We start from the raw sequence: 25,713 nt of genomic DNA, 5'->3' as shown, positions 1-25,713 counted from the left end.
GGCGATGAAATGGAAGCATTAGTAATTGTACTGAATAAAATAGATTTACTTGAAGACCTAATGGTAGAATTCAATAATTGTGGAATCAGAGGAGCAACTATAGTAGATAGCATGGGTATGATACGTGTTCTTGCTGATGATCACAGTGATGATATACCTTTATTTGGTTCTCTGAAGATGATGCTTAATGAGAACAGGCCTTTTAACAAAACTATATTTACAGTGCTAAGTAGTGAAAAAGTCCCTATTGCTGTAGATTGTGTAAAAAGGGTTATAGGAGATTTAAATAAAGATGGAGTAGGGATAATGTTTACAGTACCGGTTAATTTCACTGACGGAATCAATAAGTAAAGGATGATTAAAAATGCATATGTTATTTTACTTAGGTATAATACTATTTACAGGTATGATTATGGCAAAGATATTGTCAAAATTTAAACTACCTAATGTAACAGGTTATTTGATAGCAGGCCTTATAATAGGCCCATCGGTCCTAGGTATTATTCCGCAAGAAAGTTCGGACAAGCTTTCTATAATATCTGAGGCTGCTCTTTCTTTTATTGCTTATAGTATTGGTAGTGAATTCAATATACAAAACTTGAAAAGACTGGGGAAGGGTATTATAACTATTACAGTTTTTGAAGCACTTACAGCAGTAGCTTTAGTTGATTTAGTTATGATATTTGTTTTAAAACAATCTATTCCTTTTAGTTTAGTTTTGGGAGCTATAGCAGCTGCTACTGCACCAGCAGCTACACTAATGGTTATTCGTCAATATAAGGCAAAAGGTCCTTTAGTTAATACATTACTTCCAGTAGTAGCCATAGATGATGCTGTAGGGATAATTGCTTTTGGTATATCTACAACTATTGCAAAGGCTTTAGTTTCTAATACAGAAAGTATTTCAATTGTAAAAATAATATTTATTCCTCTATTAGAAATATTTTTTGCTTTGCTTATAGGTTTTATTATGGGAATACTTTTAACTTACTTATGTAAAAAAGCAAAAGGAGAAGACGGACTCCTTTCATTAGTTATTGCCACACTTTTCGCAACTGCAGGTATTGCTATTAGTTTAGAACTATCATCTCTGTTGGCCTGCATGATGGTAGGAGCAACACTAACTAATTTAGATCCAAATAACAAAAAAGCTTTTACTACAGTAGAAAGATTTACACCACCAGTTCTCATTTCCTTCTTTACTATTGCAGGTGTTCAATTAAATTTATCAATATTAAAAGAAGTAGGTTTAATTGGTATTGTATATGTAATAGTAAGAGTAGTAGGAAAGATGTTGGGTGCGTTTTTAGGATCAAAAATTGCAAATTTTCCAAAGACCGTGCAAAAATATTTAGGTTTTACATTAATTCCACAAGCTGGTGTTGCAATAGGACTTTCTATGGTAGCTCAAAACACCTTACCATCTCCCTATGGAGCACAGGCTAGGACAATTGTTTTAGCAGGTACGGTAATATATGAATTAGTTGGTCCTATGATTACAAAAATAGCTCTTATCAAAGCAGGAGAAATAGAAGTAGGCAAATAGTTTACTTATTTGCCTACTTCTATTTTAGGGAATATTATTTCATTGAAAAAAACTGTTAGCTATAGTATGATTTAGGTTATGGTATTTTATAAAAATAGAGGTGACAACATGAAAAAGAAATTTTTTGCAACCTTTTTTATTTCATTATTAGTCTTTTGTTTAGTATATGCTGGTTTAGGACATTTTCTTAAAAATTCAAATAATAAAGAAGTAGCGGGAGAAGAAGGCGAAGAAGTAGAAAAAGAAGTTAAGGAATTTGAAGAAAAGAACGAAATCCTCTTTTTATTACTAGGAGTAGATGCTAAAGATATAAATCAAAAAGGTACAAGAACAGATACCATGATGTTAGTTAATATTGATTTTGAATCAGGAAAGACAAAGATTCTTTCTATTCCAAGAGATACTAGAGTAGACATACGAGGACTCAAAGGGCAAAGAAAAATCAATGCGGCTCATGCAAATGGCGGTCCTGAGTTAACAGTGAAAACTGTCAAAGACCTTTTAGGAATAGAATTAGACTACTTTGTAAAAGTTGACTATAAAGCAGTTAAGGAGGTAGTAGATGCTATTGGAGGAGTAACAATAGACATCCCTAAGGATATGTACTATTCAGATCCAACAGCAGATCCACCCCTTCTTATTAATTTAAAGAAAGGTGAACAACAGTTACTAGATGGAGATAAATCTTTACAGTTTCTAAGATATAGAAAAGGATATAAGGATGCAGATATAGGTAGAATAAGAGCTCAGCAACAATTCATGAAAGCATTTATGGAACAAGCATTAAAGCCTAAAAACTTACTAAAGCTACCTAAGGTGGTAAGTGCATATTACAAATATGTAGATACCAATATTCCTTTAGGTACATTGACAAAGATGGCTTTTAGTGCAAATAAAATAAATACTGAAAACATGGAAACAGCTACTGTTCCTGGAGAAGGTAAACGTATTGGCAAAGGAGATTATTATATATATAATGAAGATGAATTGGATACAATAGTTAATAATATGTTTGGTAATTATGTATTTAAATAGTAAAATCATTAAGAATAGGTGATAGGATGAAAACAAGAAGGGATAGGAAGAAGGAACATATTGATTTCTTCCTTAAAACTACTCATGAACAGAATACACTTTTTGAAGATATATATTTAGAACACAATGCAATTCCCGAGTTAAATTTTGAAGAAATAGATACATTAACTTATTTTGTAGGGAAAAGAGTAGATTATCCTATTATGATAAATGCCATTACAGGAGGAACAGAATTTTCCCGGGAAATAAATCGATACCTGTCGGACATTGCCTATAAGTTTAATATTCCAATAGCGGTAGGGTCACAAACAATTGGTCTAGATGATGCTGAAAGTGCTGAGTCTTTTAGAGTAGTAAGAGATACAGTTAAAGATGGAGTAGTAATAGCTAATTTAAGCGCTAATATGAACCTTAGTCAAGTTAAAAAGGCTATAGAAATGATAGAGGCCGATGCAGTACAACTTCATCTAAATGTAGTTCAGGAACTTGTCATGAAAGAAGGAGATAGGGAGTTTCGTGGGATACTCAACAATATAGGAAATATTGTTGAAAATACTCATATACCTGTAATAGTAAAAGAAGTAGGTTTTGGAATATCGAAGGACGTGGCTTTAAGGCTTTATGATGTTGGAGTGAGATATATAGATATTTCAGGAAAAGGTGGTACCAATTTCATTGAAATAGAAGGAAGAAGAAGTGAGGAAAAAGATTTTTCGGATATTTATTCTTGGGGAATTCCAACAGCATTAAGTCTTCTACAGTGTGTAGATTTAAAAGATGATTTAAATATTATCTCCAGTGGAGGAATAGGAGATTCTCAAGATGTGATAAAATCTCTATGTATAGGAGCCAAGATGGTTGGCATAAGTGGCAAGATATTGAGAATATTGCTAGAAGAAGGATATGATTCTGCATATAATTATGTAGACGAAATGACCTACAAGCTTAAAATATTAATGTTACTTTTAGGCAAAAAAGATGTTTCACAATTAAAAGAGGTACCATATAAGATTAAAGGTGAATTGAAAGAATTGATAGAATGAGGCAGGGGACTGGAAACATGGTTCTCTGTCTTCTTTTGAATGCTCATTTATAGTATAATTAAATAAAGGAGAAATAGCTAAAAATGGAGAATATATAATAAAAGGATGTGATAGTGTGAAAGAACAAATACTTAGATTACTTAAAGAAAACAGTGATGATTTTTTGTCAGGAGAAGACATAAGTGATAAATTTGGTGTAAGTAGAGCTGCTATTTGGAAGCATATGAACACATTAAAAGAAGAAGGATATGAAATAGAATCAGTTTCTAGAAAAGGGTATAAATTAATTAAATGCCCAGATATCCTCACTTATATAGAAGTAGAGGAATATTTGCATACAAAATACATAGGGAGAAATATACAATATTTTGAAACAATTGATTCAACTAATATAAAAGCTAAGGAAATAGCCTATGAAAGTGAAGAGGGAACTGTAGTCATATCAGAAGAACAAACATTAGGTAGGGGAAGGCTAGGAAGAAGCTGGGTATCTCCAAAAGGCAAAGGAATTTGGATGAGTATATTATTAAAGCCTAAAATAGATCCAATGAAAGTAGCCAAGATCACTCAAATAGGAGCAGCAGCAGTATCTCTTGCCATCCAAGATTTAGGAATAGAATCCTCTATAAAATGGCCTAATGACATAGTTATAAATGGCAGAAAAGTATGTGGAATCTTAACAGAGATGAGCTGTGAACTCAATATGATTAATTATGTAATAATGGGCGTGGGTATCAATGTAAACTTAGATAGTAAAGATTTCCAAGGTGAAGTTTCTAAGGTGGGAACTTCTCTTAAAATAGAAACAGGGGAGAAGGTTAATAGGAAACAATTATTAGGGTTATTTTTAAATAGATTCGAAGAATTATTTATACCTTTCGTAGAAGAAGATGACTTTTCCAGTATATTAAAAGTGTGTAGAGAAAAATCCATACTAATAGGGAAAGAGGTGAAATTAATAAGAGGTAGTGAAGAAAAAACAGGCAAAGTAATAGGATTAAATGATGATGGAGAACTAGAAGTTGATTATGGCAATGGCGTGGTTGAGAATGTGTTATCAGGGGAAGTATCAGTAAGGGGATTATATGGATATGTTTAATGAGTCAGGGGACGGTCCCCTGACTCACTTATCTAAATATCTCAATACATCTATCAAGTATTCCATTTAAATACGCTAATAGTATTCCATAGTTTGTCATTGGAACACCATTTTCTTTACAAATTTGAATTCTACTTTCTATTTCCTTTCTATTAACCATACAGCCACCACAGTGTATCACAAGGCTGTATTTACTTAAATCTTCACTAAAATTGTACCCAGTTCTAAATACAAACTTAAATTTTTTCCCTGTTTTCTTTTCAAGAAGAGTAGGGATTTTAATTCTGCCAATGTCTTCATGGCTAGTGTTGTGAGTACAGTTTTCAGCTATTAATATATTTGCTCCATCTTCCAAAGCTTCTACAGCCTTTACGCCACTTGCTAATTCCATCAAATTTCCCTTATGTCTTGCAAAAAGGATAGAAAAGGAAGTAAGGAGTATGTCTTTTGGTACCTTTTTCTCAACTTCCTTAAATATTTGTGAATCAGTAATTACCAAATCAACATCATTTAAATCTTCTAGAGCAGATTCAAGTTCAGTGTCTCTAACAACATAGGCTTTTATACCATTGTCTAAACAATCCCTTATTACCTGTACTTGAGGCAAGATTAGTCTTCCCTTGGGAGCTTGTTTGTCAATAGGAACTACCAAAATTACTTTCCCACCATATGGGACTAAATCACCTACAATAGGTAAATCTTCTTCCGTATCCTCAATTTTTTCAATAAGTCTAGATTTAAGTAAATCTATATTTTCATTAGTCGTAGAGGATACCAAAATAGCTTCAGGAAATTTCTTGCCTAAAACATCTATTTGATCCTTAGATATAATATCCATTTTATTAATTACAAGAATATAGGGGATATTATACTTCTTAAATATCAGTTCCATATTTCCAAAAGAATCTTCGTCAATATCTTCTCCATCCATCACATAAAGGGCAATATTAGTACGCCTTGCGGTTTCTAGGCTTTTTTTAATCCTCAAATTACCTAAATCCCCTTCATCATCAATCCCTGCAGTGTCTATAAATAACACTGGTCCTATTGGATTTAGTTCCATGGCCTTTTTCACAGGATCCGTAGTAGTTCCCTTTGTAGGGCTTACAATAGAAACCTCTTGCCCAGTTAATGCATTTAATAGAGAAGACTTTCCTGCATTTCTCTTTCCATATAAGGAAATCACAATTCTATTAGAATTTGGTGTGTTATTCATACTTTCACCTCTTATAAATAAACATCTCTTTCCCCGGATTCAACTAATTTTATTTTATCTTCAATTAGCCTTCTTCTCTCTGGTTCAATACTTGCTAATTCTTTGGCTATAATGGCTTCACCTTTCACTTTAGTTTCATCAGAAGCATAGTCAAGTAGATATTCCTTAAATGTAAGTATCGCATTTGCTCTACAGAAGTTTTGAATTTCTCCAGGTTTAGCTTTGCACATGAAGTCTTCGCCAGTTCTTCCAGACCTGTAACAGGCAGTACAGAAGGAAGTTAGAAAACCATTGTCACTCATTTCACCTATTATAGAGTCTAATGACCTCATATCTCCAAGTTGGAATTGTTCTTTGTCTGGTATATAATCATCTTTTGTATATCCACCAATACCAATTCTAGAACCAGCATCTATTTGGGATACCCCAAGAGGAATTACTTCTCGACGAACTTCTGGATTTTCCCTAGCAGTTAGTATCATTCCTGTATATGGCACAGAAAGACGAAGTATAGATACAATCTTTTTAAAATCTTCATCAGAAACCTTGTACTTTGTTTGGTCATAAAAGTCAGTATCTATAGCAGGTTCAATCCTTGGGAAGGAAATAGTGTGAGGCCCTACTCCATATTTTTCTTCTAAGTGAATAGTGTGGTATAGTAGTCCCATTACTTCATATTTCCAGTCATAAAGCCCAAACAATGCTCCAATTCCCACATCATCAATACCTGCTTCCATTGCCCTATCAAGTCCTGTTAATCTCCACTCATAGTCGCTTTTCATATCTCCTTCAGGGTGAAGCAATTTGTAGGTATCATAATGATATGTTTCTTGGAATATTTGGAATGTTCCAATTCCAGCTTCCTTAAGTTTTTTATACCCATCTACGTCTAGTGGAGCAGCATTTATATTTACTCTACGGATTTCTCCATTACCATTCTTAGTATTATATACAATCTTCATAGTTTCAGCTATAAAATCTGCACCATAGCAAGGATGTTCTCCATATACTAGTATTAGCCTTTTGTGACCTTTGTCTTCTAATATCTTAACTTGTTCTTCTAATTCTTCAGTTGATAGTGTTTGACGAATTATTGAATTATTACTTCTTCTAAATCCACAATAAAGACAGTTGTTGATACATTTATTTCCTATATAAAGAGGGGCAAAATATACTATTCTATTACCATAGATGTCTTTTTTAAGTTGTCTAGCCCCTTCAAACATTTCCTCTAATAGTTCAGGATCAGTTACCTGTAGAAGTTTAGCAGTTTCCTCAGGTTCAAGGCGATTTTTAGCTAGTGATTTAGCTATGATTTCTCTTATCTCAGCTTTAGATGCACCTTTCCCATTTTCAAGATTTTCTCTTATTAAACTATCATTAATAAATCCGTTTTTCATTTCAAATCCTCCTAAAATTTATATTATCTCCTCTACCCATATCTACCCTAAAACCTACGCTAGAAGCTTTTTGTTCAACAGTATTCAACTCATGAATATCTTTAGAATCCTTATTTTTATATATTTCATACTTTTCTCGTACATATATAGGAGAGAGATTGAGCATAACTACATTTGCCCCTGCCTGAAGACCTCTTTCTAATCCATTTGTACAAAGAGTATTTAAGGCAGTAGTTGCTGGCAATAAGACTTCAGGTAATAATAATCTTATCAAAGCTAAAAGAACAATGGTCTTATCAACGGAACCTATTGTTTCATTTTTAAGGGGTGTATCAGGATGAGGGATAAATGGACCAATTCCCACCATGGCAGGTTCTAGTTGTTTTAAAAACAATAGATTTTCTGCTAATACTTCATTTGTTTCACCTGGCAATCCAACAATAAATCCAGCTCCAGCTTGATACCCAATCTTTTTTAAATTATAAAGGCAATCAACTCTATTTTGAAAACTAAGCCCAGGATGAAGTTCATTATATATATATGGATTTGCAACTTCATGGCGAAGCAAAAACCTATCCGCTCCTGCTATATAATATTTTTCATAACTTTCAAAGCTTCTTTCTCCAATAGACAGAGTTAGAGCTACATCTTTGTATCTTTTCTTTATCTCTTTTATCAAATCTAATAATATATCATCTGTAAAAAATGAATCTTCTCCACCTTGCAACACAAAAGTCTTATATCCTAGTTCATATCCCTTATCTAGGGATAATAGTATTTCATCTTTACCAAGCCTATATCTTTCTACATTTTTGTTATCTCTTCTTATTCCACAGTACATACAATTGTTTTTGCAGTAGTTGGTAAACTCCAACAGCCCTCTCACAAACAATCTTCTACCATATGTTTTTTCTAATGTAGCCTGTGCCAATTGAAATAAATCGGCTTTTGCAGATTCATCAATATTTTCTAATACAAATATAAGTTCTTCTTTGGTTAAATTATTGGTTTCATAAAGTTTTTCCAAAACTTTCTTCATCATTCAAGCTCCTTTTTAGATATGGAGGTTTTTACAATAACATTATTTAAATTTCCTAATTTCCCAGTTAAGCTATTTATATCATCTAGGGAACCAACTACTGTTATGGATATAACTGAAATCTTCTCTTCCTTGAAGGGAATACCCATTCTTCCACGTATGATATCTTTATACTCTGAAACAATTTTATTGAATTCATACTGGCACTTTTCTGGTTCTTCAAGGATAGCACTAATAACACCAATTCTATTATTCAAAAAAATCCTCCTTTCTAAACAAAAAACTTCCTTTGAAAGGAAGTTAGGTATACTAAAAAAGCCTAGTTCCCTTTCAGGAAAGAAAACTCTATTCCTGTTAGGTATTAGATTTATTTTGCTATCAAACTTATTAAGGAGCAATAAGCCCTCAATAAGTTTGAAAAAGTATTTATTGTTTGATAATATATTAACAATAATGGCAAAAAAAATCAATGGTCATCACAAATTGTTACAAAAAAATATTATATTATGGGAAACTATACCCAAAAAGTGAAATATACGGCGCAATTTTGTGCTATTTCTAGTTTAACTATTGATTAGTAAAGATAACTTTGATAATATTGTCAATATATTCATAATGTAATCAATATTTGACATAATAACAAGACACATATATTATATCATATAAGAATGTAGGTGATTAATTGAAACCTAAATATATAAACTTAATAGATAGCAACAATGAGATCTTGTGTAAAGATATATATGATTGGGAAGGTTGTCTTTTAGTTGGTAAAAATACGACTATAAATCCTTATATAATAAGTACCCTAGAAAAATGCAAAATTACAAAAATCCCTGTATATCCATCAAGATCCGAATCACATTCATGGAAAAGTCAAAATTCAAAAGTGACATCCAAAGAAAATGTTTTTGCTTTAAAAGATCTTATGAACAGTGTAGTTGCAGGTGAAAGTGTAGAGATAGAAAAAATAAAAGTAATATCAAATACTTTTTGTGAAAGAATAGCAAATAATGAGCCGATTATAGATCAAATCAGAATTTTTAAGAGTGAAGATAATGATACATATAAACATTCATTAAATGTAGCATTTTATTCTTTTCTAATCGCAAAATGGATTGGTTTAAATGAAAATGAAATGGAAAAAGTTGTAATCGCAGGATTGTTACATGATATAGGTAAATCTAAAATCCCATCAGAAATAATAAATAAAAAAGGAAAGCTTACACCAGAAGAATTTGAAGTAGTTAAAACTCATTCTAGTATAGGATATGAAATGTCAGCAACTATTTTAAATATTAATGAAGATGTGAGACATGCAATATTACTTCATCATGAAAGAGTAGATGGTTCCGGATATCCATATGGCTTAAAAGGAGAAGAAATAAATATATTTGCAAAGATATTGGCTATAGCAGATGTATATGATGCTCTTACATCTGAAAGGGTGTATAAAAACAAAAGTACACCATTTGAAGCTATAGAGGAATTTCATATGATGGGATTGTATTCATTTGATACCCGTATACTGGATATATTCTTCAATAATATCATTAATTATTATGTAAATGCAAAAGTAAAAACTAATATTGGTGAAATAGGAGAAATAGTATTTATACCACCAAATGACATTACAAAACCAGTCATAAGATTAGAAAATGCTTATATAGAATTATCGAATAGTGATATAAAAATATTAGAAATAGTAAGTTAGGTGACAGGATAGTTTTCCCGTCACCTTTTATTTGTCTATTTTGCAGTATTCATATTAACCTTTGGCACAACCTTCAATGCAACATAGCTAGAGACAAAACATTTTAGCAAATCTCCAGGCAAAAATATTACACAACCTACCTTCATTGCAGTTAAGAAGGACATTTCTTTTAGCAATACTTTGTTAATTATCAAATACATATAAGGAACTCCAAATAGGTATATAGTAGCAGTACCAGCTAAAGTAGCTAAAAATATTCTTTTGAAATTTACTCCTTCCTTAGTATTAGCAATTTTTCCAACTATATAAGAAGCAAATATAAATCCAATCAAAAATCCAAAAGAAGGACTAAATACAGTTTGAGGCCCTCCTGAGAATCCTGCAAATATTTTTACTCCAGCAAGACCTAAAAGAACATAAATAAGTTGAGATAAACTTCCAAGCTTAGGACCTAATATAAGTCCAGAAAGAATAGTAAACATTGATTGAAGTGTGATAGGAACATTTCCCAGCGGAATACTTAAAAATGCTCCTACAGCTGTTAATGCTGTTAATAGTGAAACTAAGATCATATCTCTTGTACTAATCTTCACAAAGATCCCTCCATTTCTAATTGTAAACCTAATATATTTTCAAGGATTACAATAACACTATACTCACTTTTTCTTCGTTTGTCAACTAGGACATAGGACATGGGGACAGGTTCACTGTCCTATTTAGGACAGTGAACCTGTCCGAGGCCACTGAAAAACGATGTAATAATATGTAAGATGAATTAAATATAAAATAGATAAGCAAAATCCTCCTTAATTTGGTATAATGTAATTGATAAGAAAACATAACCAAAAGGAGGATTTGCAATGCTTAAAGGCAAAAATAATCAATTAAGCATCTACTCAATATTATATAATAAAATACCAGAAAATCATACATTAAAATTAATAAATAAAGCTATAGACTTAAGTTTTGTAACGAAACTACTTGAAGTATCATACAACAAATACTATGGAAGGCCAGCTAAGGACCCTGAACTTATGATTAGACTTTTGATATTACAGTACTTGTACAATTTGTCGGATGAAAAGCTAATTGAAGAATGTTCATTAAACTTAGCATTTATGTGGTTTTTAGGAATAAATCCAGATGACGATTTGCCAGATTCAAGTTTACTATCTAAATTTAGAGTACATAGATTAAATGATATAACATTAGATCAAATAATAACTGAAATTGTAAGACAGTGCATAGAAAAAGGAATAATTAAAGATACTGGTATTAGCATAGATGCAACCCATACAGAAGCTAATACTTTCAAAGCTACTCCTGAAAGAGTAATAAAACACTTAGCAAAGAAAATATTTAAAACTTATGAAGAAGAATCAGGAGAACTACCTAAAAATATAGATAAAGATATTCCAGATTACAAACAAATTGAAAATCATAAAGAAGCAAAGAAAACTATGAAGGATTATCTTGAAAAAGAAATTGAAAAAGTTGAAAACATTGTTAATCAAGAGGAAAATCCTAAAACAATAAAAGTTTTGGAAAATGCAAAAGAAATATTAAAAGATCCAAAATTCATAGAACAAAGAGGAGTTCGATCAATTGTTGACCAAGAAGCAAGAGTCGGACATAAAAGTAAAACAGAACGTTTTTTTGGATATAAAACAGAATTTATGATGACAACTGATGAGAGGATAATAACAGCGGTAACAGTAAAAAGTGGAGAATATGTAGATGGAACAAATTTTGATAAGTTAATAGAATTGACTAATCAAACAGGTTTAAAAGTAGAAGAAGTCTTTGGAGATAAAGCATATTTTAGAAAGCCCATATTAGATAAAATAAAGGAAATAGAAGCAAAGGCATATATCCCAATAAGTGAAATGGCATATAAGATAGATGAAGAAATATTTAGTTACAACAAAGATTCAGATGAATGGTTTTGTAGCCAAGGAAACATAACAATAAGAAAAAAACATAGAAAAGACAAAAGCGGAAAAGAGACATATAAATATTACTTTGAAAAGGAAAAGTGCAGGAATTGTAGTAAAAGAGAAGAGTGCAAAACTGGCAAAAATATTGGTAAGATTCTTGAAGTAGGTATAAACACTCCTGAATTTTATGGATACAGCCAAGAACAAAAAACAGATGGATTCAAAGAAAAATACAAAAAAAGAGCTTGCCATGAAGGGAAAAATGGTGAAATGAAAAATCATCATGGATTAAACCGTGCTCGAGGGTACGGTTTAAGAAGCATGTCCACGCAAGCAAAATTAACTGCAATAGCAGTTAATTTAAAGAGGATAGCAAGCATACTATCCTCTAAATTATCTTCATTTTTATGTGTTTTAAGGTTTAATTCAATATTTTATAAAAAAATTGTGGTTTAATAATAATTTAAGGGACGAGGGAAATTTTTAAGGCTACTTTTTCAGTGGTCTCGAACCTGTCCCCATGTCCCGCGAAAAAAAGTGTTGACAAATATAATTACTGTGTATATACTGTATATAAACTACATAAACAGTATATACACAGTTGAATTAGAATAGGGGAGATGGAAATGAATATTTTGATTTCGAATTCCTCAAATGAGCCTATATATGAGCAAATATCTAGTCAAATAAAAGCTATGATACTTAAGGGAGATTTAATAGAAGGGGATATGCTTCCTTCTATAAGGGGACTTGCAAAGGATCTTCAAATAAGTGTCATAACTACAAAGAGGGCTTATGATGAATTGGAAAGGGAAGGATTTATTGAATCAGTTCAAGGGAAAGGCTCCTTTGTTGCCAGTCAAAACAAAGAACTGATGAGAGAAATGAAATTGAAAATAATAGAAGAAAAACTGCAAGAAGTGGTCAAGGAAAGCAATATATTAGGACTCTCTTATAGTGAAGTAAGTGAAATGCTAAGAATTTTGTTTGAGGAGGTTTAAACATGGACTATATTTTAGAAGTAAATAATTTGAGAAAAGAATTTAAAAAATTCACACTAAATGATATCAGTTTCAAATTAGAGCCAGGATATATTATGGGGTTTATAGGACCTAATGGAGCTGGTAAGAGTACTACTATTAAACTAATAATGAATTTGATGAACTCTGATAGTGGAGAGATAAAGGTGTTTGGACTAGACTACAAGAAACATGAAAAGGAGATAAAGAATAGAATCGGATTTGTATATGATGAAAACTACTATTATGAAGATTTGACAATTGCACAGATGAAAAGCATAGTAGCAAGTTTTTATTCCAATTGGGATGATAGTACCTTTAACTACTACATCAATGAATTTAATTTAGATTCTAAGGCCAAAATCAAGACTCTTTCAAAGGGAATGAAGATGAAGTTTTCTCTAGCAGTAGCACTTTCTCACAATGCAGATTTAATCATAATGGATGAACCTACATCAGGATTAGATCCAGTGTTTAGAAGAGAAATATTAGATATTCTTTATAATGTAATTCAAGATGAGTCAAAGAGCATCTTCTTTTCAACACATATAACTACTGATCTAGAGAAGATAGCAGATTATATTACATTCATTAATAATGGAAGCATAGTTTTTTCAAAAACTAAGGATGAAGTATTAGAAAAGTACAAAGTAGTCAAAGGTGGATTGAATTTACTTGATAGTGAAACAAGGAAGGAATTTATTGGACTTAGAGAGACTAATGTAGGATTTGAAGGATTAACAGATGATGGTAATAATGTAAAGAGAATATTTGGAGGAGAAGTGCTCATTGAAAGGGCAACTCTTGAAGATATAATGGTCTATACGGTAAGGGGGTAGAGTGATGTTAGGGATGCTGAAAAGAGATTTAACTTTGATGATTGCAGATAAGAGAAATAGATTATTTTTTCTATTATATATACCTTTTCTACTTTTTGTAGTAGAATCCTATGATCCACAGTTGCCATACTTTATCATATTGTATACTTATACTTATCTTATGGCTATAACACCATTTAGCTACGATGTTACGAATAAAACTAGTTATATGATACATTCTCTACCTATTAGTAGAAAAAAGATGGTTTTATATAAGTATTTATTAACATTTGTGTATTTTTTGATAACAATTGTGTATGCTGGGGTCTATTTGTGGATAATTAATATTTTAGGAATAATAAATGTGGATTATTTCAATTTAGAAATGATAAAATCAGCCATACCTGTAATACTTATGTCTACATCAATTATATATCCAGCATATTTTAGATTTGAACCTAAAATAGCTCAAATAATGCATATGATAATATTTATGTCTTTTTTTATCATCATGATAAATGTTGCAAACTTAGGAGAGGAATCTTTGATAAGTAATATAAATATGCCTACTATTAGTAAATACATTTTACCAATATCCATAGTCTTATATCTACTATCATTACTATTATCAATGAAGCTTTACCAAACTAGAGACTTATAAGGACAAGGGGACAGGTTCATTGTCCCTAAAAATAGAGGTGATATTATGTTTAATTTGGTTAAGAAGGATTTAAAAATATCTATTGCAATAAATATTTTTGCAGTAGTTTATGCATTGTTTATTTCTGTAATGGGAATGAATGTACCCATTGATTTTCCTGTAAATATAATGTATATATTAGGAATCATTAATTTTGTATTTGTTTCTGTAATTTATTCTAATGGATATGATGACAAGAATAAAAGTGAAGTAGTTCTAAATAGTTTACCTATTGATAAAGTAGATATTGTAAGAGGTAAATATCTTACTTTGATAATATTCATACTTATCAGTTGTATTTTTACATTTCTATTTACAAATATAATTAAAGGATTAGGGTTAACGCCAGATGGTAGGCCTGTAGGCATATGGGATATTGTAGTAGCTATGAGTGTATTATTAGTATTTTACTCTATATATTATCCTTTCTATTTTAAATTAGGTGATTTAAGAATGTTCAATTCAATATTACTTATCCTTATCTTTATTGGGCCAACTATATTAGGGAAAATAGGTAAAAGATTTATCAAAAAGGATTTAATAACTAAGTTGGCAAGTTTAAGTTTAAAACAAATTAGTTTGCTAATATTTATATTTACTATATTAATGTATTTTATTTCACTTCAGATATCTAAAAAACTATATATGACAAGGGAGTTTTGATATGAAAAAGAACATTATTATTGCTATATTAATTATTATTGGAAGCATTGTTTTTCTAAAGATAAATAGTAAATATGATATTGGTTTTAATCCTACTACACGTTCAGGGGTACAAATAGGTTGGATTGAACATAGTGGTTCTGATAATATTGGTGCTAAATATACTAAGTTTTCAGGGAGCTTAACCAAGAAAATTAAATTTAATGAAGGAGATGTGGCTATTTTTCATTATGAAAGTATAGTCAAAGATGGAAATTTGTCAATTGTGCTATTAGATTCAGAAGGTAAGACAATTATAGAATTTGAAACAGATAAAAAGGATGAAGTCGTAGAGATAACAAAATCGGGAAAATATACAGTAAAGGTCATTGGAGAAGACACAAAAGGTAGTTTTAATATCAATTGGGAAGTAGAATAAAAATTAATAAAACCTTTGTTAAAAGATAGAATTTATAATATAATTAAGCTATAAGATTAAAGGAGGGGTCTGATGAACCAAAAATTAAATAATAATTCATTGCGAGCAGATTTATCACTATTATTAGTGGCAATAATATGGGGAAGTGGATTTGTAGCTACTAAAAGCGGACTAGATCATATTACTCCTCTGTATATGCTAGTTTTTAGATTTGGTATTTCCACTATACTTTTAGGTTTGGTTTTTAGGAAGAGAATAAAGAAAACTACTATAGGAGATTTTAAAGCTGGCATTGTAATAGGTATTTTTCTATTCTTAGGATTTTCAGTTCAAACTTTTGCTCTTCAATTTACAACTGCAAGTAAACAAGCTTTCATCACAGGAACAAATGTAGTAATGGTACCTTTCTTATATTGGGCAGTTTCTAAAAAGAAGCCTGATAATTATGACGTTTTAGGTGCAATATTATGTTTCACAGGAATAGGAATATTAAGTGTTGAAAGTGGTTTTAAGATAGGTTTTGGCGATTCATTAACATTACTATGTGCAGTATTTTATGCAGCTCACATTGTTGCTATTGGTTATTATGCACAAGAGCATGATCCAATAATATTAGCATTTTTTCAAATTATGTGGACTTTTATATTATCATGTATATTTGCCCCAATATTTGAACCGATGCCAACAGTAATAACAAAAGAAATGGCTATTCCAATTGTTTATTTAGCTGTTTTTAGCACAACAGTTGCTTTTTTACTTCAAAATTTAGCACAAAAACATACTTCATCTACTAAAACAGCAATTATTCTTAGCATGGAATCAGTTTTTGGCAGTTTATTTTCATTTATAGTACTCAAAGAACCATTTACCATTAAATTTTTAATAGGATGTATTGCAATACTGTTGTCAATCATTACTACTGAGACGAAATGGAGCTTTCTAAAGAAAGCTTAATTTAATAAATGGAGGTATTGAAATGGACAAGAGTGAAATGAAAAGTATGGGATTTGCTACAAAAGCTATTCATGGAGGGTATGAGAAAAATGAAGTAGGTTCTCTTGCTACTCCTATCTATCAAACATCAACATTTGTTTTTGATTCAGCTGAACAAGGTGGAAGGAGATTTGCACTAGAAGAAGAAGGATATATCTATACTAGATTGGGAAACCCTACTAATACCCAGTTAGAAGAAAAGATAGCTATTTTAGAAAATGCTGAAGCATGTATGTCAATGGCTTCAGGTATAGGCGCTATTACTTCATGTTTATGGACAGCTTTAAAAGCTGGAGATCATGTAGTTGCTGCTGAAACTCTATATGGTTGTACTTTTGCTTTTCTAAACCATGGATTAACTAGATATGGGGTAGATGTAACTTTTGTAGACACAACTGATCCTGAAAATGTAAGAAAAGCTATGAGGGACAATACTAGAGTTGTATACTTAGAAACACCAGCCAATCCAACCCTTGACATTGCAGATATTGAAGCTATTTCAAATATTGCTCATGAAGTTGAAGGCTGTATTGTTGTAGTAGATAATACATTCTGTACTCCTTATATTCAGAGACCATTGGAACTAGGAGCTGATGTGGTAGTTCATTCTGCTACAAAATACTTAAATGGTCATGGCGATGTAATAGCAGGATTTGTAGTAGGAGATAAGGAATTTATAGATGAAGTTAGATTATTTGGCGTTAAAGATATGACAGGAGCAAGTTTAAGTCCTTTTGATGCATTTTTAATTAACAGGGGTGCTAAGACTTTGGAAATAAGAATGGATCGTCACTGTGAAAATGCACAAAAAGTAGCTGAGTTCCTTGAAAGTCATCCAGCAGTTGATAAGGTATACTATCCAGGTTTAAAAAGTTTTCCACAATATGAACTAGCTAAAAAACAAATGAAACTTCCTGGAGCTATTATTTCCTTTGAGATAAAAGGTGGCTTAGAAGAAGGTAAGAAAGTAATGAATAGTGTTAAACTTTGTTCACTAGCTGTTAGCTTAGGAGATACAGAAACACTTATTCAACACCCAGCTAGTATGACTCATTCACCATATACTGAAGAAGAAAGAGAAGCAGCTGGTATCACAGATGGACTTATAAGATTGTCTATAGGACTAGAAACACCAGAAGATATAATTGCTGATTTAAAACAAGCATTAGACAGTATAAAATAGTTATTAAGAAGCCAAGGAAATTTTCCTTGGCTTTTAGTTTCTGTTAAATAAATAACATTAATTCACATGTATGCAATAGAGTGGTATAATTAACTATAACAAATGAATTTGGGAAGACTGAGGTGGATATGATGGATAAAAAGAAAAAATATCTATTTGCAACAATCCTTATAGGACTATCTTCTCAGCTTTATATAAGTTATCATATATCAAACTTCAAATTCTCCTTTGCAGGAGTACTATTTCCTGTGTTCTTGTATATGTATATTGAACTAAATCCCATGCTTCTAGGTATTTCATCAGGAATAGTCCTATTTATTTTCAGAATATTGTTTTGTTTAATCGGTGGAGGAACATTTACTCAGTCTATTGTTGCATTCTTTCCTGAAGCTATATTTTATATAATATATGGAGTTATTTTTTATTTATTATTAAAACTATTTAAAACTATAACAATAAACAAGTTGTTTTTTATAGCATTAGGATGTGATCTATTAAGTAATTTTGTTGAAGTTTACATTCGTATAGGGAAGGACTTCTTTATAAGTGATTTAAGTATATTGAAATCCTTACTTGTAGTAGCTTTCATTAGAGCTTCTTTAGCTGTGCTTATAATCATAGGATTCAAATACTATAGGATGTTTTTGATAAAGGCTGAGCATGAGGAAAGATATAAAAAACTTCTTTGGCTAACTTCTGGATTAAAAACAGAAGTCTATTGGATGGAGAAAAACATGGATAGCATTGAAAAAGTTATGTCTGATGCCTATCAACTTTTCACTAAAATTCTAAATGAAGAAGATAGAGAAAGTTGGGGGAATAGAGCCTTAGAAATATCTAGAGATGTACATGATATAAAAAAAGAATACTCTCTTGTGGCAAGAGGCATAAAGGAAATATTAGCTAATAGGACAGATGATAGTGGAATGTATTTTCATGAACTTCTCTTAATACTAAAAGAAACAATGGATGCAGAAATACGACGAATAGAAAAAGATATTGTACTTGATTTTCATCTGGGAAAGGATTTTTTCTTTAAAAAGCATTATTATTTAATGTCTGTATTTAGAAATATGATAGTCAATTCAATAGAGTCTATCGAAAATAAAGGGAAAATAGTGTTTATTCACAAAATGAATGACAAAGAACACATATTTATAATAAAGGACAATGGTTGTGGAATAAATAAAGAAGAATTGGCGCATATTTTTTCACCTGGATATTCAACAAAGATAGACTATACCACTGGAGAAATAAATAGAGGATTAGGATTAAGCCTTGTAAAAAACATAGTTGAAGTTCATCTAAAAGGAGATTTAGAAGTACACTCTGAAAAAGATAAGGGAACTACTTTTGAAATAACTATTCCTATAGTGGAATTGGAGGGTAGTTAGATGAAAATTTTTATTTTAGATGATGATGTAAATGTAATTAGAATTCTAAAAAAGATAATTGATGACAGAAATTTAGGGATTGTAGTTGGAAAAGCTACAGATGGTAATGAAGGATATGAGCAAATAAAGAGAATACAACCTGATTTAGTAATAATAGATTTACTGATGCCTGGAAAAGATGGACTTTCCATTGTAAAAGAATTGAAAAAGAAATATCCTGAAATTGAGTTTGTAATGATATCTCAAGTTTCCTCAAAGGATATGGTGGGAAATGCTTATAAATACGGGGTAGAGTATTATATATACAAGCCTATAAATGCCTTAGAAGTGGAATCTATCATTAAAAAGGTTCAAGAAAGAATAGAAATAGATAGGACAATTGCAAAAATACAATCACTGTTTGAAAGTAAACAAACTTTATGTGACGGTTCTAAAGGATATGAGTTTTGTGAACAATGTATCAAAAATGTGTTGATAAAGTTAGGAGTTGCCGGTGAAAAGGGAACTACTGATATGATAGAATTATGTAAATATATAATAGATAATAATATAAATATAGCAGAAATAACTATAAGAGAGTTGTGCAAAAACTTTTCGGAAAACCCAAAATCTATGGAGCAGAGGATGAGAAGAACTATTTCAATAGCTATGTCAAACATATCAAACATCGGCATTGAAGATTATATGAATGATGTTTTTGTAGAATACTCAAGCAGTCTTTTTAATTTTGAGCAAGTTAGAAAAGAGATGGATTATATCAGAGGAAAATCCCTAAGAGGTGGTTCGATTAATATGAAAAAGTTCATAATTGGATTAATATCATATTGTGAAAATAAAAACAATTAAAAATTTTCAGAATATATTAGTGAGTTATTCTGAAGTTTTTTGAAGTCTATATATTATACTTATTTAAACTAGTAAAGTGGGAGGTATATATATGGACTTTTTTGCTGAGTTATTTTCAAAGGGTGCTAAAATAGTGTGGGGGCCGGTGACTGTGGCACTGTTAGTTGGAACTGGAATATACTTAAGTTTTGGAACTAAATTTATTCAGTTTAGAAAGATGGGATATGCTATAAAGTCATTGTTTACAAAAAACTCAGATGATGATGGAGATATTAGTTCATTTCAGGCGCTTATGACGAGTTTAGCAGCTACAATTGGAACGGGAAATATAGTAGGAGTTTCCTCTGCTATAGCTATGGGAGGACCAGGTGCTGTATTTTGGATGTGGATTAGTGGTGCAGTAGGAGGGGCTACAAAATTTGCAGAGGCTCTTCTTGCAATTAAGTACAGAACTACAAATGAAAACGGAGAAAAGTCTGGTGGCCCTATGCATTATATAGGGAAGGGAATGAAAGATCTATACGGTGTAAATGCTAATTGGCTTGGATGGTTGTTTGCACTATTTGCATTGATAGCTTCTTTAGGTACAGGAAACATGGTGCAAGCAAATGCAATATCAGAGGCAGTAAAAGTTACATTCGGAATAAGTCCTTATATTACTGGTATTATCATAGCGATATTAACAGCTTTAGTAATATTAGGTGGAATTAAAAAAATAGGAAATGTAACAGAAAAGGTAGTTCCAACAATGTCATTCCTTTATATTGGTGGAGCATTAATAGCAATATTTGCTAATGCAAGTATGATTCCTGCAGCTTTTTCAATGATATTTAAAAATGCTTTTACAGCAAAAGCAGTAGGTGGTGGACTATTAGGCACTGTAATCAGATTTGGTATTGCTAGGGGAGTATTTTCAAATGAAGCTGGTCTAGGGAGTTCACCAATAGCTCATGCAGCTTCAAAAAATGAGGACCCAGTAGCTGAAGGACTTATAGGATCTCTTGGCGCATTTATTGATACAATAATTATTTGTACTATGACAGCTCTAGTAATATTGACATCTGGATTAGTTAAAATCAATCAATCAGGTGCTATGGTTATAGAAGGAAATTTAAATGGAGCTACTTTGACAACAGGAGCTTTTGATCAATTACTTCCAGGAGTAGGTGGATATATAATAGCTATAGGATTGATTTTCTTTGCATTTTCTACAATTTTGGGTTGGTATTATTACGGTTCAAAATGTATAGAGTATATAGCTGGACTTAAAACAGCAAATGTCTATAAGATTGTTTGGGTTATTCTAACTTTTATAGGAGCTACTACTTCCCTAGAAACTGTGTGGAATATATCAGATATGTTCAATGCACTAATGGCAGCTCCAAACTTAATAGGGCTTATAGCTCTTAGTCCATTAGTATTTAAAATGACTAGGGAGTATGATAAAAAGATAGTTGTTGACGGGAAAAATGTAAAAGAAGAATTATCAAAACCAATTATTGAGTAATAAATAAGAAGCCATTTGGCTTCTTATTTATTGTCTTTCATCTTATCTAATCTGTATTGGTCCATTACATCCCCAAATATATCAGCACAACAAGGTGGGGTATAAGTAATTGCATTTGCACCTGCCTCTATAGTTTTCACAATACTTTCTTCTGTAGGACCTCCTGTAGCTATTATAGGAAGTTCTTTGTATTCCTCTCTTATCTTTCTAACTATTGCTGCGGTGTTACTTCCTCCAGATATGTTCAATATTCTTGCACCTGCATCTAGTTTTCCCCTATAATCGTCACGTTCAGTAACTACAGTTGCGATTATTGGAATATCAATTCGATTATACATTCTGCTAATCACTTCATTTGCAGTAGGAGCATTGACTACTGCACCATAAGCACCCATTAATTCAGCTTGAAGTGCTATATCAATAGATCTTTTTCCAGTAGTAATACCTCCACCAACGCCTACAAAAACAGGAACTGGGGCAACTTCTAAAATAGCTTGAGTAATTGAAAGCTGTGGGGTAAAAGGATAAACAGCTATAATAGAGTTAGCATTTGTATTCTTGATAATTGCTACATCAGTAGAGAATAGAAGTGACTTGATCCTTGTTCCTAATATCTTAATACCACTTGCTCTATAAATAACTGGTGGTACTTCTATTATTCTAGATCTAAGCTTTGACTTAACTTCAGGAATAAATTTTTCCATCTCAATACCTCCCATCTATACATTAATATTAATTTTAATTGTAATCAACAATATCGATGCAATACTTATACCCATACTTTAGTTAAATAAACAGTTTTTATAATGCGTTTATATAGTATAATAGAGAAAGGGGAATACATGTCTTTTATTTTGAATTTTCATTAACATCTATATCTTTTAACAATTCCAATTATATTATTACTATTTTTTTAAGAAAGGGGACATTTTTATGAAAAATATTGAAGGATTGAGTGCACTGTGGGATACAGCAAGGACTGTTATACCAATATCTGCTTTTTTATTGCTTTTTCAAGCCCTTATTTTAAGAAAGCCTATAGACAATTTAAAGGAGTTTGTGATAGGATTTCTGTTGAGTGTATTTGGACTCCATTTTTTCTTAAAAGGAGTGTCAATGAGTTTGATACCATTGGGGGATTCAGTAGGTAGAAATCTTATAACATTAGAACATAGATGGGTAATAATATTATTTGCATTTATATTAGGATATTTTGCTACACTTGTAGAACCAGGGCTTAAAGCGTTGGCACTAGAAGTAGAGGAGGTTTCCGTTGGAGCTATTCCATATAAAACACTTATTCATGCAGTTGCCATTGGTTTTGGTGGTGGCATGGCAATAGGAATGTTAAAGATATTAAAAAACATACCTAATACTATAATCATAATGCCTATACTTGTAGTGATACTCATATTAGTTTATTTTGCTCCAGATGAGTTTGTTGCTATTGCAATGGATTCAGCTAGTTCAACTACAGGTCCTGTAAATATCCCATTAAACATGGCAGTTGCTATAGGACTTTCAAAAATAATAGAAAATTCCGACCCACTTCTTAATGGTTTTGGCATCGTAGGACTCACATCACTTGGAGCAGTAATATCTGTTCTCATACTTGGAATACTAACTAAATTTTAAGAAAGGGGAGATATCATGGAAAGCGTACTATGTATCATAGCTATAGTAGAAAGAGGAAAAGCTGATAAAATTGTTGAAAAAGCGAAAGATGTAGGCGCAAAAGGTGCTACAATACTGTATGGTAGAGGCACTGGTGAAAGTGAAGTAAAAAAGTTTTTGAACATACATATAGAGGCATCTAAAGAAGTTATATTAGTATTAAGTGAGGAATCAAAATACAGACCAATATTTGACTCCATTGTAGAAGCAGGAAAACTAAAAGAGCCAGGAACTGGGATCATATTTACTTTGCCTGTGTCAAACTTAGTAGGACTACATCATAGGGAAGAAGTGTAATTTAACAAGCTCCAATATTTTGGAGCTTTAAATATCTTTTGCAAAGGTGGATTTTTAACAGTATAAGTGATAATATAATTAGGTAAATAAATTTAGGAGGTAGTTACGTATGGGGTAGACAATAATATATTTGAAAAGGGAAGTGTCGGTAAACTTCTCTTTAAGTTCTCGGTTCCAGCTATAATCTCCCTACTGGTAACAGAACTTTATAACATGGTAGATACGGTATTTGTAGGAAGACATATAGGTGGAAATGGGATAGGTGGATTAGTGGTTGTATTTCCCATACAGAGGATTATGGCAGCTATAGCCATGATGATTGCCCTTGGCTCATCTACAGCTATAGGGAGAAGTAGTGGGGAAAAAGACTATGACAGTGTAAAAAAGATTATTAAAAATGCATTTAGTATAGCGATATTTATTGTGATTCCACTTTCTATAATATTGTTTATATTTAGGGATAATGTACTCAGGTTTTTAGGAGCAGGAGACAAAATTCTACCATTTGCTCATGATTATTTATCCATAATATTATTTGGAAGTATATTTCAGGTATTGACTGTAGTAATAGGTTATATGGAGATGTCCTTAGGTAATAGAAAGATACTATTACAAAGCAATATGACAGGAGCATTGACAAATATATTTGTAGACTATTTGCTTGTATCAAAGTTTTCTTATGGAGTAAAAGGAGCTGCAATAGCAACTGCAATATCACAATTTATAGGATTTCTTTATGCATATTATCATTTTATTGAAGTAAAGAAAAAGTTCAATTTATCCTTTGGATTTAATTTCAATATGCCCATTTGGAACGAGATAACAACTGTAGGTTTTTCTGCATTTATAGTAGAAGCAGAAGATGGAATATTGATTGCAATACTTAATAATCTTCTCTTAAAAAATGCAGGAGATATGGGAGTAATAGTACTAGGTGTTATATCAAAGCTTTCAATGTTCATGTTTATCAATATGTTGGGGATGGCTTCAGCAATGCAGCCTATAGCTGCTTACAATTTAGGTGCTAAAAAATATAAAAGGCTAAAGGAAGTAGCAAAGAAGACAATAATATACTCATTCTTGACTTCTGCTGGTCTATGGGCAATTACTATGATATTCACGCCTCAACTATTATCTATATATGTAAAGGATAAATATATTTTAGAAGAATCAGTTAAGGCTTTTAGAATAATGGTATCAATAATACCTCTTATAAGCTTGTATTATGTTTCTATATACTATTTTCAAGCCCTTGGAAAGGCAAAGAAGTCTTTTATGGTGTCAATCCTAAGGCAGCTTATAGTACTTCTACCTGTATCCATAGTACTAATAAAGGTATTTAATTTGGGTGCTCTTGCAGTTTGGATTTCATATCCTATATCTGATTTGATATCTAGTATAACAGCAATAGTCATGATGGTTAAGGAATCGAAAAAACTTGATAAGACAATTGAAAAAGTAGAAGTAATAGAACAAAAAAAGTCTAGAGCCTATAAAGGTGCACCTGTTGGTGATGACTTAATTTAATAAAAAACTGTCTCAAAAGAGACAGTTTTTTTTGTTTGCTACTTGAAAAAGTGTAGCGAAAGTATTATTATATAAATAGATACAATTAGCAAACAAACAAATAGTGTACCGTTACACTACATAGTAAAAAGGGAGATGATAGTTGTGAGAAATGAAAAACTAAGGGATTTGACCAGATATGCGGTACTAATTGCCCTTACTACAGTAATGACAATGTTAATACAGATTCCTACACCTGGAACAAAGGGATATTTAAATTTAGGTGATATGGTAGTATTTTTAGCAGCTATGATATTAGGTAAAAAAGGTGGTTTTGTTGTAGGAGGAGTGGGTTCTGCTCTTGCGGATTTGTTATCAGGATATTCATATTATGCTCCTATTACATTTGTGGTTAAGGGTTTGGAAGGATTTTTTGCAGGTGCACTATTGGATACAAAACTAGGTCAAAAAACGCCAATCATTCCAACAGCTATTGGAGGAGTATGGATGGCTATTGGATACTATATAGCTGAAATATTTATGTATGGAGGAAAAGCTGCACTAGCTTCCATACCAGGAAATATGGTTCAAGGACTATTTGGTGCAGTAGTAGCAGTAGTACTAAGTGTTGCATTGAAGAGAACAAAAGTATTTAATTCATAAGGA

27 protein-coding genes are annotated in these 25,713 nt (G+C 31.5%); 21 read left to right on the top strand and 6 right to left on the bottom strand.

Going from position 1 to position 25,713, the window contains the following annotated elements; genetic code table 11:
• Positions 1 to 9: 9 nt before the first annotated feature.
• From BQ9840_RS06780 to BQ9840_RS06760, 5 genes are all read left to right on the top strand, one after another.
• Complete coding sequence (locus BQ9840_RS06780) at positions 10 to 351, top strand: hypothetical protein (RefSeq protein WP_077369065.1); 342 nt, start codon at positions 10 to 12, stop codon at positions 349 to 351.
• A gap of 13 nt (positions 352 to 364) precedes the next feature.
• Complete coding sequence (locus BQ9840_RS06775) at positions 365 to 1,546, top strand: cation:proton antiporter (RefSeq protein ID WP_077369064.1); 1,182 nt, start codon at positions 365 to 367, stop codon at positions 1,544 to 1,546.
• A gap of 108 nt (positions 1,547 to 1,654) precedes the next feature.
• Positions 1,655 to 2,581 (top strand): LCP family protein, encoded by a 927-nt coding sequence (locus BQ9840_RS06770; RefSeq protein WP_077369063.1) that lies wholly within the window; start codon positions 1,655 to 1,657, stop codon positions 2,579 to 2,581.
• Positions 2,582 to 2,607: 26 nt separating this feature from the next.
• On the top strand, positions 2,608 to 3,624 hold the full coding sequence (gene fni / locus BQ9840_RS06765) for a type 2 isopentenyl-diphosphate Delta-isomerase (protein WP_077369062.1): 1,017 nt from the start codon (positions 2,608 to 2,610) through the stop codon (positions 3,622 to 3,624).
• Between the two features lie 115 nt (positions 3,625 to 3,739).
• Positions 3,740 to 4,723: a biotin--[acetyl-CoA-carboxylase] ligase gene (locus BQ9840_RS06760; RefSeq protein WP_077369061.1), complete on the top strand. Its 984-nt coding sequence runs from the start codon at positions 3,740 to 3,742 to the stop codon at positions 4,721 to 4,723.
• A 28-nt stretch (positions 4,724 to 4,751) separates the two neighbouring features.
• Here BQ9840_RS06760 and hydF read toward each other — a convergent pair whose 3' ends face one another.
• From hydF to BQ9840_RS06740, 4 genes are read right to left on the bottom strand one after another with little or no spacing between them, the layout of a single operon-like run.
• A complete protein-coding gene (gene hydF / locus BQ9840_RS06755; RefSeq protein ID WP_077369060.1) occupies positions 4,752 to 5,939 on the bottom strand; it encodes a [FeFe] hydrogenase H-cluster maturation GTPase HydF in 1,188 nt (395 codons plus the stop codon).
• An 11-nt stretch (positions 5,940 to 5,950) separates the two neighbouring features.
• Complete coding sequence (gene hydG / locus BQ9840_RS06750) at positions 5,951 to 7,339, bottom strand: [FeFe] hydrogenase H-cluster radical SAM maturase HydG (RefSeq protein WP_077369059.1); 1,389 nt, start codon at positions 7,337 to 7,339, stop codon at positions 5,951 to 5,953.
• A gap of 1 nt (position 7,340) precedes the next feature.
• A complete protein-coding gene (gene hydE / locus BQ9840_RS06745) occupies positions 7,341 to 8,378 on the bottom strand; it encodes a [FeFe] hydrogenase H-cluster radical SAM maturase HydE (protein ID WP_077369058.1) in 1,038 nt (345 codons plus the stop codon).
• Entirely contained in the window at positions 8,378 to 8,635 is a 258-nt protein-coding gene (locus tag BQ9840_RS06740) for a TM1266 family iron-only hydrogenase system putative regulator (protein ID WP_077369057.1), read from the bottom strand. Before BQ9840_RS06740 ends, hydE begins: the two co-directional genes overlap by 1 nt.
• A 425-nt stretch (positions 8,636 to 9,060) precedes the next feature.
• Between BQ9840_RS06740 and BQ9840_RS06735 the strand changes: the two genes are divergently transcribed.
• On the top strand, positions 9,061 to 10,092 hold the full coding sequence (locus BQ9840_RS06735) for an HD-GYP domain-containing protein (RefSeq protein ID WP_077369056.1): 1,032 nt from the start codon (positions 9,061 to 9,063) through the stop codon (positions 10,090 to 10,092).
• A 35-nt stretch (positions 10,093 to 10,127) separates the two neighbouring features.
• Here BQ9840_RS06735 and BQ9840_RS06730 read toward each other — a convergent pair whose 3' ends face one another.
• On the bottom strand, positions 10,128 to 10,685 hold the full coding sequence (locus tag BQ9840_RS06730; RefSeq protein WP_077369055.1) for a biotin transporter BioY: 558 nt from the start codon (positions 10,683 to 10,685) through the stop codon (positions 10,128 to 10,130).
• 267 nt (positions 10,686 to 10,952) lie between these two features.
• On the opposite strand from BQ9840_RS06730, the gene BQ9840_RS06725 reads away from it, so the two are divergent.
• The 11 genes from BQ9840_RS06725 to BQ9840_RS06675 all read left to right on the top strand — a co-directional run bounded on the left by BQ9840_RS06725 (position 10,953) and on the right by BQ9840_RS06675 (position 21,570).
• Positions 10,953 to 12,485, top strand: a complete 1,533-nt coding sequence (locus BQ9840_RS06725; RefSeq protein WP_077369054.1) for an IS1182 family transposase — start codon at positions 10,953 to 10,955, stop codon at positions 12,483 to 12,485.
• 170 nt (positions 12,486 to 12,655) lie between these two features.
• Positions 12,656 to 13,030: a GntR family transcriptional regulator gene (locus BQ9840_RS06720; RefSeq protein WP_077369053.1), complete on the top strand. Its 375-nt coding sequence runs from the start codon at positions 12,656 to 12,658 to the stop codon at positions 13,028 to 13,030.
• Between the two features lie 2 nt (positions 13,031 to 13,032).
• Positions 13,033 to 13,887, top strand: a complete 855-nt coding sequence (locus BQ9840_RS06715) for an ABC transporter ATP-binding protein (RefSeq protein WP_077369052.1) — start codon at positions 13,033 to 13,035, stop codon at positions 13,885 to 13,887.
• 4 nt (positions 13,888 to 13,891) lie between these two features.
• A complete protein-coding gene (locus BQ9840_RS06710; protein WP_077369051.1) occupies positions 13,892 to 14,527 on the top strand; it encodes an ABC-2 transporter permease in 636 nt (211 codons plus the stop codon).
• Positions 14,528 to 14,572: 45 nt separating this feature from the next.
• Positions 14,573 to 15,229, top strand: a complete 657-nt coding sequence (locus BQ9840_RS06705; protein WP_077369050.1) for an ABC-2 transporter permease — start codon at positions 14,573 to 14,575, stop codon at positions 15,227 to 15,229.
• A gap of 1 nt (position 15,230) precedes the next feature.
• On the top strand, positions 15,231 to 15,647 hold the full coding sequence (locus tag BQ9840_RS06700) for a hypothetical protein (protein WP_077369049.1): 417 nt from the start codon (positions 15,231 to 15,233) through the stop codon (positions 15,645 to 15,647).
• A gap of 72 nt (positions 15,648 to 15,719) precedes the next feature.
• Positions 15,720 to 16,601: a DMT family transporter gene (locus BQ9840_RS06695; protein ID WP_077369048.1), complete on the top strand. Its 882-nt coding sequence runs from the start codon at positions 15,720 to 15,722 to the stop codon at positions 16,599 to 16,601.
• A gap of 22 nt (positions 16,602 to 16,623) precedes the next feature.
• Complete coding sequence (gene megL, locus BQ9840_RS06690; RefSeq protein ID WP_077369047.1) at positions 16,624 to 17,823, top strand: methionine gamma-lyase; 1,200 nt, start codon at positions 16,624 to 16,626, stop codon at positions 17,821 to 17,823.
• Between the two features lie 131 nt (positions 17,824 to 17,954).
• The gene (locus BQ9840_RS06685) at positions 17,955 to 19,217 is read left to right on the top strand and encodes an ATP-binding protein (protein WP_159436096.1); all 1,263 of its coding nucleotides are present in this window, start codon (positions 17,955 to 17,957) and stop codon (positions 19,215 to 19,217) included.
• Positions 19,218 to 20,063 carry a DNA-binding domain-containing protein gene (locus BQ9840_RS06680; protein ID WP_077369045.1) on the top strand — a complete coding sequence of 282 codons (846 nt, stop codon included), beginning with the start codon at positions 19,218 to 19,220 and terminating at the stop codon, positions 20,061 to 20,063.
• A gap of 91 nt (positions 20,064 to 20,154) precedes the next feature.
• On the top strand, positions 20,155 to 21,570 hold the full coding sequence (locus BQ9840_RS06675; RefSeq protein WP_077369044.1) for an alanine/glycine:cation symporter family protein: 1,416 nt from the start codon (positions 20,155 to 20,157) through the stop codon (positions 21,568 to 21,570).
• 23 nt (positions 21,571 to 21,593) lie between these two features.
• On the opposite strand, the gene BQ9840_RS06670 is transcribed toward BQ9840_RS06675, so the two are convergent.
• Entirely contained in the window at positions 21,594 to 22,274 is a 681-nt protein-coding gene (locus BQ9840_RS06670) for a hydrolase (protein ID WP_200804892.1), read from the bottom strand.
• A gap of 229 nt (positions 22,275 to 22,503) precedes the next feature.
• Between BQ9840_RS06670 and BQ9840_RS06665 the strand changes: the two genes are divergently transcribed.
• From BQ9840_RS06665 to BQ9840_RS06650, 4 genes are all read left to right on the top strand, one after another.
• Positions 22,504 to 23,205, top strand: coding sequence for a DUF1538 domain-containing protein (locus BQ9840_RS06665; RefSeq protein ID WP_077369042.1), 702 nt, complete (start codon positions 22,504 to 22,506; stop codon positions 23,203 to 23,205).
• Positions 23,206 to 23,220: 15 nt separating this feature from the next.
• Complete coding sequence (locus tag BQ9840_RS06660) at positions 23,221 to 23,541, top strand: P-II family nitrogen regulator (protein ID WP_077369041.1); 321 nt, start codon at positions 23,221 to 23,223, stop codon at positions 23,539 to 23,541.
• Positions 23,542 to 23,667: 126 nt separating this feature from the next.
• Positions 23,668 to 25,068: an MATE family efflux transporter gene (locus BQ9840_RS06655; RefSeq protein WP_369800223.1), complete on the top strand. Its 1,401-nt coding sequence runs from the start codon at positions 23,668 to 23,670 to the stop codon at positions 25,066 to 25,068.
• 135 nt (positions 25,069 to 25,203) lie between these two features.
• A complete protein-coding gene (locus BQ9840_RS06650) occupies positions 25,204 to 25,710 on the top strand; it encodes an ECF transporter S component (RefSeq protein WP_097677467.1) in 507 nt (168 codons plus the stop codon).
• Positions 25,711 to 25,713 lie beyond the last annotated feature (3 nt).

This window comes from Anaerosalibacter sp. Marseille-P3206 (genome assembly GCF_900155565.1).
GTDB lineage: Bacteria > Bacillota > Clostridia > Tissierellales > Sporanaerobacteraceae > FUHM01.
Note: the sequence above shows the minus strand (reverse complement) of the source record. Positions and strands in the feature narration are given on the sequence as shown.